The 11,812-nt window shown below is 48.4% G+C and carries 9 protein-coding genes and 3 pseudogenes; 4 read left to right on the top strand and 8 right to left on the bottom strand.

The genetic code is table 11. The features are described 5' to 3' along the window. Window positions 1–219: 219 nt before the first annotated feature. Complete coding sequence (locus A7090_RS24550; RefSeq protein WP_105275820.1) at window positions 220–528, top strand: YaiY family protein; 309 nt, start codon at window positions 220–222, stop codon at window positions 526–528. A 56-nt stretch (window positions 529–584) separates the two neighbouring features. Here the strand turns inward: A7090_RS24550 and yaiW are convergent, their stop codons facing one another. Continuing rightward, window positions 585–1,679 carry a surface-exposed outer membrane lipoprotein YaiW gene (yaiW, locus tag A7090_RS24555; protein WP_105275821.1) on the bottom strand — a complete coding sequence of 365 codons (1,095 nt, stop codon included), beginning with the start codon at window positions 1,677–1,679 and terminating at the stop codon, window positions 585–587. Window positions 1,680–1,691: 12 nt separating this feature from the next. Further along, complete coding sequence (gene sbmA, locus A7090_RS24560; RefSeq protein WP_105275822.1) at window positions 1,692–2,912, bottom strand: peptide antibiotic transporter SbmA; 1,221 nt, start codon at window positions 2,910–2,912, stop codon at window positions 1,692–1,694. A 351-nt stretch (window positions 2,913–3,263) separates the two neighbouring features. Between sbmA and ampH the strand changes: the two genes are divergently transcribed. Further along, entirely contained in the window at window positions 3,264–4,421 is a 1,158-nt protein-coding gene (gene ampH / locus A7090_RS24570) for a D-alanyl-D-alanine-carboxypeptidase/endopeptidase AmpH (protein ID WP_105275824.1), read from the top strand. Here the strand turns inward: ampH and iprA are convergent, their stop codons facing one another. Together iprA and A7090_RS24580 are read right to left on the bottom strand one after the other, a co-directional pair. Beyond that, entirely contained in the window at window positions 4,422–5,045 is a 624-nt protein-coding gene (iprA, locus tag A7090_RS24575; protein WP_105275825.1) for a hydrogen peroxide resistance inhibitor IprA, read from the bottom strand. Between the two features lie 87 nt (window positions 5,046–5,132). Next, window positions 5,133–8,105: an autotransporter outer membrane beta-barrel domain-containing protein gene (locus A7090_RS24580; RefSeq protein ID WP_105275826.1), complete on the bottom strand. Its 2,973-nt coding sequence runs from the start codon at window positions 8,103–8,105 to the stop codon at window positions 5,133–5,135. A gap of 524 nt (window positions 8,106–8,629) precedes the next feature. Between A7090_RS24580 and hemB the strand changes: the two genes are divergently transcribed. Next, window positions 8,630–9,604: a porphobilinogen synthase gene (gene hemB, locus A7090_RS24585; RefSeq protein ID WP_105275827.1), complete on the top strand. Its 975-nt coding sequence runs from the start codon at window positions 8,630–8,632 to the stop codon at window positions 9,602–9,604. Window positions 9,605–9,644: 40 nt separating this feature from the next. Here hemB and A7090_RS24590 read toward each other — a convergent pair. From A7090_RS24590 to frmR, 4 genes and pseudogenes are all read right to left on the bottom strand, one after another. After that, window positions 9,645–9,755, bottom strand: a pseudogene (locus A7090_RS24590) (TauD/TfdA family dioxygenase); the annotation flags it as partial. A gap of 59 nt (window positions 9,756–9,814) precedes the next feature. After that, window positions 9,815–9,877 (bottom strand): annotated as a pseudogene (locus tag A7090_RS26885) (hypothetical protein); the annotation flags it as partial. Between the two features lie 93 nt (window positions 9,878–9,970). Continuing rightward, window positions 9,971–11,080, bottom strand: coding sequence for an S-(hydroxymethyl)glutathione dehydrogenase (gene frmA / locus A7090_RS24595; protein ID WP_105275828.1), 1,110 nt, complete (start codon window positions 11,078–11,080; stop codon window positions 9,971–9,973). Between the two features lie 34 nt (window positions 11,081–11,114). Continuing rightward, a complete protein-coding gene (gene frmR / locus A7090_RS24600) occupies window positions 11,115–11,390 on the bottom strand; it encodes a formaldehyde-responsive transcriptional repressor FrmR (RefSeq protein ID WP_001141271.1) in 276 nt (91 codons plus the stop codon). A gap of 231 nt (window positions 11,391–11,621) precedes the next feature. Between frmR and A7090_RS26890 the strand changes: the two are divergent. Continuing rightward, window positions 11,622–11,728: pseudogene (locus A7090_RS26890) on the top strand (S-formylglutathione hydrolase); the annotation flags it as partial. Window positions 11,729–11,812 lie beyond the last annotated feature (84 nt).

An 11,812-nucleotide genomic window follows, 5' to 3' on the forward strand; every position in this document is an offset into this window, starting at 1 on the left:
GTGGACACCACTTTGTCTAATTCGTCAGATTCTGACCAGACGGTTCAGGCTGTACGCTTACTGCCATTTTGTGACTCGAGACGAAGATTCACGCTTCGGGAATATTCCCAACATCAATTTATCATGATTCTGATATTGACAATCTAAATGACCTGTCAGACTTGCCATAAGCCGCTGGTATCACACCAGAAGAGAAGCAGATGACTTCCGGAGGTTTTTATGGCTGATTTCACCCTGTCAAAATCGCTGTTTAGCGGAAAATATCGCAATGGATCTTCAACGCCTGGCAATATTGCCTATGCGTTGTTTGTGCTGTTTTGCTTTTGGACTGGGGCGCAATTGCTGAACCTGTTAGTGCATGCGCCCGGCGTCTATGAGCGTTTAATGCAGGTCCAGGAAACAGGCCGCCCACGGGTGGAAATTGGTTTCGGTGTCGGCACCCTTTTCGGGCTGATCCCGTTTTTAGCTGGCTGCCTCATTTTTGCAGTGGTGGCGCTATGGCTGCACTGGCGACATCGCCGCCAGTAAGTTTTACCTTGCCTGATGCGGCCTAAAACGCCTTATCTGGCTGGCGTTCCCCTTGATCACTGCTTCATACAACGCGCCCGCCGTTCGTCTACGCGTTTCGCAAACCAGGCCGTGGTCAGGTTGCGGGTGATTTTTGGGCTTTCCAGTTGAATGCCAGGCAACATTTCGCGGGGTAGTGATTTACCCGTTTTCGCTTCGGCAAGTTGATAAACTTTCTTGTACAGCGCCGTCTCCTCAAAAGAGAAGCTATCCCCTTTCTCTAACTGACGGCGAATTTCGCTGTCGCTCATCCCCAGTTTGCCCGCCAGTTTGCGCGTTGCCAGTTCTGTTTTCCCGGGTTCTTTACTGTCGTAACGAATTAAATCACCGTCCAGCGCCAGCTTCACGCCGCTCGCCTTACTGACCGCGTTCTGAAACGCGGCATTCCGGCTGGCGTACCAACCAGCGTTAAAATCGGCAAAACGGTATATCGGCGCGCTATAACTGGCGGGATAATTCAATAAATGGTAAGTACCGAACCACAATCCACCGCGGCGACTGAAGACTTCCTGACGGACTGTCCCCTCCATTTTCCACGGATACCCTTTGGTATGCTGTTCGGCAAAAGCAATGCTGACCTGCATCGGTCCACCGGTGCGCACCGGATTAAGCGAACCAAACAGCGTCTGCCCCATTGGCACCATGCTGATCAGATCGTCAAAAATCGCGCTTAACTGCTTTTCTGTACGCACCGAATCTAACCGCTCACTATAACTTTTGCCGTTTGGCGATTTGATTTTTAGTGCGGTATGAACCAGAAAAGCAGGAATGTGCATCTGTTCAGCACGACGGTCAATCTCTTGCCAGGCAATCTTGCTTAAGCCCGGAATGGCCGGATCTGCCTGATAATTTGACTCCTGCTGCGCCACCGCCAGCACCGAGCAGACGTTTTCCAGCGTCGGTGCCAGCCCCTGACTTTCAAACGTAGTGGCGAGATCTTTCGCCCAGGCATCGCGGTCTTTCACGCTCGCGGGCATCTTCTGCCGCACGACGCTCGCCACATCTATCGCTTTTTCGCCCTTTTTCAACGGTTGCGGAGCCTGACTACTACACCCCGCTAAAACCAGAACCGCCAACAATGACAGCGAAGATAGATGATTGACGCGTGACATTACTTCTCCTTTTTAGCTCAAGGTATGGGTTACTTCCTGAATTTTGTCACCATCCAGCTCATGTTCAAAGCTGCGCAGACGTTTGTAGATAGACATCAACTCAACCAGTGTGGTCCATGAATTAATCAGGTACTGGAAAGCACCGCGAACCTGACCAAAAACGTTGGTGATCTGCGTCATCAGGCCGAGCGTAATCGTACCGGCAACAATTGACGGAAACAGCAAGAACAAACCGAAAACGTTATCGACCTGTAAATAGAGAATACGGGCGATGTTGAAATACATATAGTGAAAATAGAGGCGGAAATAGTTTTTCCGCACGGCGCTAAACAGCTCGCGTACCGTAGGCGGCGTCGCGCGCGTGGCATCGTCTTCACCATAAACCAGCTCTTTACGGTAGGCAGCCTCTACACGCTGGTTTTTAAACTCCAGCCCCGGCAGTTTGATCCCTACCGCTGCCAGCAATCCGGTCCCCATCAGCGACCAGATGATAGCGGCAATCACCAGACCATACGGAATGTGCCCGACAATCGGCAGTTCCGGCACATGCGCGGAGAGCGTTACCAGCACCGGCAGGAAGGCGATCAACGTCATGATAGCATTGATAAAACTGACGCCCATATTCTCCAGCGTTGAAGCAAAACGCATGGTGTCTTCCTGTACACGTTGGGCAGCACCTTCGATATGACGCAGTTGTTGCCAGTTCGCCATGTAATATTCGTTCATCGCCGTACGCCAGCGGAATACGTAGTGACTGACAAAGAAGTTGTTCAGCACACTGATCACCACCGCGATCAGCGCAATCCCCAAAAAGACGCCCACTTCGCGGTAAAATTGTTCGATAGTGACTTTATGCGGCGAACTTAGCGCGGTTTGGATCAGGTCATAGAACGGCGCATACCAGGCGTTGACGGCAACCCCGACTTCCACCAAAAACCAGGTGACGAAGATGATCAGTGCAGTACCGAGTATTGACCAGTATTGCCAACGATGTGGGCTGTAGATAAACCAGAACAATGCAAAAAGCCCTACGCAAACAATGTAGTAAGCGTAAAAAATCAGGAAATCTAACGACCAGAAACGTGCGGCGCTAATCGGGAGCTGCCCGGAAGCCCCGGTGATACGCGCCACCCAGTCACTCCCACCGGCTTGCCAGAAGATAACGGCAATCACTGCCCAAACAAAGGCCGAGAGAAAAAACGTTCCCGGCTTTGGGAAAAAAGACTTAAACATATGCACTCCTGCTAACTTCTTATCGTTTTAACAACTGCTGTGTATTAACCGCATGGCCGCTACAAAGCGTCAGCCAAATGAAACCGACCATTGTGACCCATAGCAAAGCGCTTAGTTCGCCAACCTGACCATAAGAATTGTTTCGACGGATTTCACAAACCAAAGATTGTTTACATAAGCGGATTAACACGCGCAGGATCACAAATGCAGGCATTGGTGAGCAAGAAAAGGATCGTGTTTATGCGCCGTTACGTTTTTAACACTATTATTGCACTAATTCGCCCTTTGCAATCCATCAATAAGTAGTATAAATACGCTCAGTTACCTTCATTCAATTTATGGACACTACCGTTGAAACGTAGTCTGCTTTTTTCTGCCGTGCTGTGTGCGGCGTCATTGACCTCCGTCCATGCGGCGCAGCCGATCACTGAACCGGAGTTCGCCTCCGATATTGTCGATCGTTATGCCGATCATATTTTTTACGGCAGCGGTGCCACGGGGATGGCGCTGGTTGTTATTGACGGTAACCAGCGCGTCTTTCGCAGTTATGGCGAAACGCGACCGGGTAATAACGTTCGCCCGCAGCTGGATTCGGTCATACGTATTGCTTCCCTCACCAAACTAATGACCAGTGAGATGCTGGTGAAATTGCTCGACCAGGGGACCGTGAAGTTAAACGATCCGCTAAGTAAATATGCGCCACCAGGCGCTCGCGTACCGACCTATAATGGCACCCCCATTACCCTGGTGAATCTGGCAACCCATACCAGCGCCCTGCCCCGTGAACAGCCCGGTGGCGCGGCACATCGTCCGGTGTTTGTCTGGCCAACGCGCGAGCAACGCTGGAAATACCTTTCTACGACGAAGCTGAAAGCCGCGCCCGGCAGTCAGGCGGCGTACTCTAACCTTGCGTTCGACCTGCTGGCAGATGCACTGGCGAATGCATCCGGCAAGCCTTATACCCAGTTGTTTGAAGAGCAGATTACCCGTCCGCTGGGGATGAAAGACACCACTTACACTCCATCGCCGGACCAGTGCCGCCGTTTAATGGTTGCTGAGCGCGGTGCCAGTCCGTGTAATAACACGCTGGCGGCAATTGGCAGCGGCGGCGTCTATTCCACGCCTGGCGATATGATGCGCTGGATGCAGCAGTATTTGTCATCTGATTTTTATCAGCGCAGTAACCAGGCTGATCGCATGCAAACGTTGATTTATCAGCGCGCGCAGTTTACCAAAGTAATTGGCATGGATGTCCCCGGCAAAGCGGATGCACTTGGTTTAGGCTGGGTGTATATGGCCCCGAAAGATGGACGACCAGGGATTATTCAGAAGACCGGTGGTGGTGGCGGTTTCATTACCTATATGGCGATGATCCCGCAGAAGAATATTGGCGCGTTTGTGGTAGTCACTCGTTCGCCATTGACACGCTTTAAAAATATGAGCGATGGCATTAATGATCTGGTGACCGAGTTAAGCGGGAATAAACCGTTGGTCATCCCCGCGTCCTGATTAATACTCAGAAGGCAAACGGTTGATAGCGACCAGTTTGCCTTTATTCATTTCGATATAGCCGCCTTTACGCAAAGCAGCGAGAACTTCTGCGACGACAGAACGCGATATGCGTGTACGCTGATGGATATAATTCATCACACCAATACGTGAGCGCAATTCTTCATTCCAGTCAATCATTGATAATAACGTGGCGCGGATTTGTTCGTAGGAATTATGCCCAATGAGCTGCACGTCGCGTAATTCCAGAATTCTATTTTGCCAGGCTAACCAGTAAAAAGCGTCTCGCCAGAGTTGATTTTGTTCAATAAGGGTAATGGTTTGCTTGGCTGGCAGATGATATCCCGTACAATTTCCTTCTGATATTAATTTGTATGGTATATCGTTTTTCATTAAACCATCAGCCAGTCCCATAATATAAGGAGCCTGGGTAATACCGATAAGTACGCTTTCTTCTCTACGCAGAGAGATAACGCCCTCTAAAATAACGAAAGTATCTTCGCTATTGACATCACTGGAAAATATAACTTGCTTTTCATTATTAAACTCGAAGCGCGTGCCGTATCTGGACAAACATTTATCGAGCTTACCAAATTCCTGAAGAGGTTTAACTACAGATAACATTTGCGCGTCCTTTGCAGTAATGCCCGTCAAATCCTTGACGGGCATTATTTAGATTAAATTACCAGTATTTCTTCAGAGTGAAGAATATTACCAGGTATATTTAACACCGACATTCGCGGACCAATCTTGATCTACGTCACCACCACCGAGGTAGTTAGCATCGGTATAGGCGCTGAAGTTCTTGGTGAAGCTGAACTGAGTACCCAGACCAACACGTACCGCAGACCCTTCAGTACCGTTATCGATGGAATCACCGTTCACATCGTTATCGTTGTTAGAGTCGTCGTAGACGTAAGCCAGTTTGAAGTACGGAGTCAGAGCCTGGTCTTCGCTGTAGGTGAAGGTATAACCAGCATCTACACCCAGTTCATAACGCATGCTGTCGTAAGACTGACCGTCAACTTTCATGTCGTTGCTCAGCTGGTAGTCATCACCAGACTGGAACAGACCAGAAACGCTGCCGTAAGGAGTCACGTAACCAGCATCACCCAGTTTGAAGTCGTAACCGGCTTTCAAACCGAAGCCCCATGCGTCAGAGTTGGTGCTACCGTCAACGTAAGTACCGTTGCTCATGGTTGCAGACAGATCGTTGTTGAAGTGAGAGTAGTTCAAGCTACCATCAACAAAGACGTTGTTCGCGAAGTGAGCAGAAGAGTAGATGTAGGCAGTCTGGCTGTCTTGATCCACCTGACCAGTACGGTCATTCATATCACCTTTAGCGAAGCCTGCAGCCGCACCGACGATCCACTTAGCGTTGTTACCGTCAACTTTGGTATCAACACCGACCATGATGCCATTAACATCCTGATCATAGTTGATGGTGCCGTTGTCGCCGTTGAAGTTACCACCGAAGTAGCTTACCCATGCGCCGCCGTTATCAGCCAGGCCATGACGAGAGTTGGTCAGACGAGTACCAACGGTGTCTTGTTCCAGGTTCCAGATATTGGTGTTCGCAGACGGGATGCTCAGCGCCATGTTAGCGTAGTCGGTCAGCTCCATCTGTTGCATAACAACGGTATTACCGCGTTGTTCAGCCTGATAGGTGTATGCACCCAGGTCAGCTTTGTTAGCAGCAGAGAAGGTCGCGTTGGTGTTGACGTCGTTTACGTAGATAATTTCTTTATCTTTGTAATCAGCGATAGCGCCAGTTGCGTTGTCGATACGAACTTTGTAGTTACCGGTTGCAGCAACAACGTTGTCTACAGAGCTGTTATCCAGTTCGTCGCCGTTGTTGATGTCGCCGTTACCGTTGATAGTCAGGTGACCATCAGAGTTCATAGCAACAATACCGTAGCCGTAGTTAGACTTGGAAGTATCCCAGGTACGGTCGTTCACCAGATCAGCGTTCAGAACATAGTCGCTGCTATGGATATCGAACACACCAGATACTACATCGCCATTATGGTCTGCGATGTTACCGCTGGTCAGTTCCAAAGTATCAGTCTGGAACGGATTATCATCGAACTGATCTACATTAATATCCAGTAAACCACCGTTAGTCACAGTAATTGTGTTTGCTAACAGCGACGGAGTGTAATAACCATTATAGATACTTGAATTGTCATCACTAGACAACGCTACAGTACTGTAGCTATCAACTGTCAGATGATCAGTTCCAACATAACCTTCATCCCCAATGTTCAAAGAAGAACCATTGGTCAGAGCGATGCTATCAGAAATCAAGCTAGATTCAGACACATTAACCTGAGAGCCATTATTCACAGCTAAAGTATCAATGTTTGAAGCGTTAACGGTATTCCATTCAGAACCATTATTCAGAGTGACGTTAAACACACCGCTCTGGAATACTTGATCATCAATCGTACGACCCCAAGCATTTGCTTCTGTTACAACGCCCGGATACAGGCTATTACCTGTAACATCATACCAGTCAGTCGAAGCAGTAGATTCATCATCAACATTCGCTGATGTAGTTGCTGAACCTACCCACTTAGAACCATTGTCCAGAGTAATATTCAGTTCATCAACATTAAGTGAGTCATCAGCCCAGCCACCATTGGTGTCCAGTACGCCATCGGCATTACTGTCATGACCATGCGGATAGAAGTTTGCGTTGAAAGTACTTGCGAAAACAACATCACCCAGCAGAGTAGAATTGCTGAAATAAACATTGTTTTTCATGGAGTAATTTGAAGCCGCACTATCACTGAAATACAGAGCTACATCATTAGGTCCGCCGTTACCAGTGTAGTCACTAGGTTCCGCAGAGTTACCATAGAAACCACTGTTTTCCAGAGTAGTTACAGAACCTGAAGTCACTGTGGAATCGGTAACTGAGATATTGTTGTCCCAAGTATGAGATTCAGTAGTGTAAGTATTGTTTACGGTATTACCCTGAGTCAGGCTGATACCAGCAACATGAGAGTTGTTAGAAATATTGATGTTACTTTCTACATCAAGATTCACTGCCAGCCCAAGACCAACACCACCATTTGCAAACATACCAGCGTATTCTTCGCCTTCACCAGCTGGTGTACGGAAGGTTTCGTTAGTATATTTGGTAACGTCACCGTCCAGATATGAATCAGTGAAGTATAAACCTTCGTAATCGTCATCAATTGTAGAATTAGCAATATTTAAAGTGAATACATCACCATCATGCCAATTATCATCAATTACGCTATCAGTACCGTATTCAGAGAACTGATATACATAATGACCATCACTGCTTTCACCCATAGGCAGCATTGAAGTGATCGAACCATGAATCAGGGAGTTACTGATGTTCAACTGGTTTGTTGTTCCATCAGTAAAGTCATGATTCAGGTAATATGTAGAGATAGTCCCGTTAACAGTGTCGCCATTAAAGGTGGTATCGAAATCACCGTTTGTGTTGTTATAGTAGACAAAGCCACTATAATTCACATAGTTACCATCTACAGTACCCGGTGCATCCATATTACTCCAGTCAAGAGCAGTAGTTGGATTATCGATATAAGTCCAGGTGTCATAGGTAGTTGCATTAGCCTGAGAGGTGATAGCCAGAGTGCAAGCTAATGCTAATTGTGATACTACAAGTTTCTTTTTCCAAGATTGCATTTGTCATCCCTCCTCAGGGACGTAATAAGTTGATCCATCAATTATCAATGCATAGAAAACATTTTATGTTTCGCGTTTACGATTATGCGGCGTTATAGAGGAATGGTTCAATTATTCTTTCCCCCAAGTCCGATTACGGACATATATAAAAAACGTCTACACACACAAAGAAGAAATTAACAAAAGCACTGTATTTCAATACATTAGCAAAATCATCACTTTTAAACCATAGGCTTTAAAAATACCAAAACAACAAATCAGACAAATAATGTATCAATAAGCAATGAACTTTAAGCAATTCAATTTCTGGCAGCTCAATCAAATCAGCAAAATAATAATCAAAATCTATGAATAAAGATTTAAAATATTTTCAGTGAATATGAAGTCATTGCTATTTCTATTACAAAGATGTCCTGGACTCACTTTCATTCTCTTCTTGTCAACATTGAGACAACTTTCGTAAAACACTCCCGCCCTGCATCAGGTATACTGTGCGCCTCAATTCCACAAACATCAGGCAGACCATGACAGACTTAATCCAACGCCCTCGTCGCCTGCGCAAATCTCCTGCGCTGCGCGCTATGTTTGAAGAGACAACACTTCGCCTTAACGACCTGGTGTTGCCGATCTTTGTTGAAGAAGAAATTGACGACTACAAAGCCGTTGAAGCCATGCCCGGCGTGATGCGCATTCCAGAGAAACATCTGGCGCGCGAAATTGAACGCATCGCCAATGCTGGTATTCGTTCCGTGATGACTTTCGGCATCTCTCACCATACTGATGAAACTGGCAGCGATGCCTGGCGGGAGGATGGTCTGGTGGCACGTATGTCGCGTATCTGTAAGCAGACCGTGCCTGAAATGATCGTCATGTCAGACACCTGCTTCTGTGAATACACTTCTCACGGTCACTGCGGTGTGCTGTGCGAGCATGGCGTCGATAACGACGCGACGCTGGAAAATTTAGGCAAGCAAGCCGTGGTTGCCGCTGCGGCTGGTGCAGATTTCATCGCCCCTTCTGCCGCAATGGATGGACAGGTACAGGCGATTCGCCAGGCGCTGGACGCTGCGGGCTTTAAAGATACGGCGATTATGTCGTATTCGACCAAGTTCGCCTCTTCCTTTTATGGTCCGTTTCGCGAAGCTGCCGGAAGCGCATTAAAAGGCGACCGCAAAAGTTATCAGATGAACCCAATGAACCGTCGTGAGGCGATTCGTGAGTCGCTGCTGGATGAAGCCCAGGGCGCAGACTGCCTGATGGTTAAACCAGCCGGAGCGTACCTCGACATCGTGCGTGAGTTGCGTGAACGTACTGAATTGCCGATTGGCGCGTATCAGGTAAGCGGTGAGTACGCGATGATTAAGTTCGCCGCGCTGGCGGGTGCTATAGATGAAGAGAAAGTGGTGCTCGAAAGCTTAGGTTCGATTAAGCGTGCAGGTGCGGATCTGATTTTCAGCTACTTTGCGCTGGATCTGGCTGAGAAGAAGATTCTGCGTTAATGATCATTATGCCGGGTTATCCCAACCCGGCATTTCCCTCTTACGTCGCCCGATGCATAATCCACCGCTGTGACAGGTAATCCGCATTAGCATAGTGCTGGATCACGCGGTTATCCCAAATCGCGATATCATTTGGCTGCCAGCGCCAGCGCGCCCAGCGGCTTTTGGCGGGAGATAGACGCCGACAGTCATTTCACATTTCAGTGATTAGGAATAATGCCGATACACATTTTGCCAGCCGCCAACGCTGGCATGTTTTTCAATCAGTTCCATCTGTCATTATCTCACGGTTAATCCCCCCGGACGGCTGCCGGGGACGGTATTAAGAATCCCGTCTGAACTGGACGGGGCAAAACCAGCGGGAAATCAGTAACGAATTACGGTTCGAATGGATTTGCCTTCATGCATCAGGTCGAAGGCGTCATTAATTTCATCCAGCGTCATGGTATGCGTGACAAACGGTTCCAGATCGATATCACCTTTCATCGCATCTTCAACCATACCCGGTAACTGGGAACGACCTTTCACGCCGCCAAACGCGGAACCTTTCCATACGCGACCGGTGACCAACTGGAATGGACGGGTAGAGATTTCCTGACCGGAACCTGCTACCCCGATGATCACCGACTGACCCCAGCCGCGGTGCGCACTTTCCAGCGCCGCACGCATCACATTGACGTTACCGATGCACTCAAAGGTATGGTCGATACCCCATTTGTTGATATCCAGCAGGACATCTTTAATCGGTTTATCGTAGTCATTCGGGTTAATGCAGTCGGTAGCACCGAAACGACGTGCCAGATCGAATTTATTCGGGTTAGTGTCGATAGCGATAATCCGTCCCGCTTTCGCCTGACGCGCGCCCTGCACCACTGCCAGACCAATCGCGCCAAGACCAAACACGGCAACAGAATCACCTGGCTGGACTTTGGCGGTGTTATGTACTGCGCCAATGCCAGTGGTCACGCCACAACCCAGCAGGCAGACGTGTTCGTGGTTTGCTTCAGGATTAATTTTGGCCAGAGACACTTCCGCGACCACGGTGTATTCACTGAATGTAGAACACCCCATGTAGTGATAAAGTGGCTGCCCGTTGTAAGAAAAACGGGTAGTGCCGTCTGGCATCAGGCCTTTGCCCTGGGTTTCGCGAACCGCGACACAGAGGTTAGTTTTGCCGGAACGACAGAACTCACACTCGCCGCACTCTGCGGTGTAAAGCGGAATCACATGGTCGCCAGGTTTGACGCTGGTTACGCCTTCACCGACTTCAACCACAACGCCAGCCCCTTCGTGACCAAGTACCACCGGGAATACACCTTCCGGGTCATCGCCGGAGAGGGTAAATGCGTCGGTATGGCAAACGCCTGTATGGGTGACTTTAATCAGCACTTCACCTTTTTTGGGTGGTGCGACGTCAATTTCAACGATTTCCAGTGGTTTACCGGGAGCAAATGCAACGGCAGCGCGTGATTTCATCTCTCGCTTTTCCTCAATATGGTAATAGGTTCAGCTATTTAAGATAGGCACGAACCAGTTCAATAGTGTCGTCAACGGATTGGCTGACTTCGCGGCTGTAGCAGTCATTTCGGTCAAACGTTTCCCGGATATGGCTTTCAAGCACTTCTGCCATCAGCCCGTTAGCCGCGCCCCGAACGGCAGCGATCTGTTGGAGTATGGCACGGCATTCGGCATCACCCTCCAGCGATCGTTCCAGAGCATCAATCTGCCCCCGAATACGACGAACTCGAGTAAGGACCTTTTTCTTCTCTTCCGGAGTACTGGGCATTTCGCACCTCATCATCTGCACGCAATATACTATAGGGGGGTATGCTATGTGTCAATGCATACCCCCCTATAGTATATAACATTAGAGAATAATTTTTGTCCGGCCCCCAGTATTTGTAGATACAGTTATGGCCTGCAAGTTTCTTCTGTCCCGGCTCCTGGATTGTAGACATGATAAGACGTGTGAGCGTCGCATCAGGCGATGTTTGTGAACGAAGGTTTTACCACGCGAATGGTTGATCAGGGGTTGAGTGATGGTTTTACGCGGAACAGCTGCGGACTCAACATCTTGAAAAAGCCTGTCAGGAGATGAATATCAAGGCGTTAATTCGTTATCACGTTAATAATAGTGCACGACTGCCGAGAGCGTTCAGAATTCTGTGTCACGTTAAAAATTCTACAGCGTCATCACATTATTCAGTC

Origin of the sequence: Escherichia sp. MOD1-EC7003, from assembly GCF_002965065.1 — a bacterium.
Taxonomy (GTDB): domain Bacteria; phylum Pseudomonadota; class Gammaproteobacteria; order Enterobacterales; family Enterobacteriaceae; genus Escherichia.

Coding starts and splice junctions, on each gene's coding strand:
- A7090_RS24550 (WP_105275820.1), top strand. CDS start 220: ATGGCTGATTTCACCCTGTCAAAATCGCTGTTTAGCGGAAAATATCGC.
- yaiW (WP_105275821.1), bottom strand. CDS start 1,679: ATGTCACGCGTCAATCATCTATCTTCGCTGTCATTGTTGGCGGTTCTG.
- sbmA (WP_105275822.1), bottom strand. CDS start 2,912: ATGTTTAAGTCTTTTTTCCCAAAGCCGGGAACGTTTTTTCTCTCGGCC.
- iprA (WP_105275825.1), bottom strand. CDS start 5,045: ATGTTATCTGTAGTTAAACCTCTTCAGGAATTTGGTAAGCTCGATAAA.
- A7090_RS24580 (WP_105275826.1), bottom strand. CDS start 8,105: ATGCAATCTTGGAAAAAGAAACTTGTAGTATCACAATTAGCATTAGCT.
- hemB (WP_105275827.1), top strand. CDS start 8,630: ATGACAGACTTAATCCAACGCCCTCGTCGCCTGCGCAAATCTCCTGCG.
- frmA (WP_105275828.1), bottom strand. CDS start 11,080: ATGAAATCACGCGCTGCCGTTGCATTTGCTCCCGGTAAACCACTGGAA.
- frmR (WP_001141271.1), bottom strand. CDS start 11,390: ATGCCCAGTACTCCGGAAGAGAAGAAAAAGGTCCTTACTCGAGTTCGT.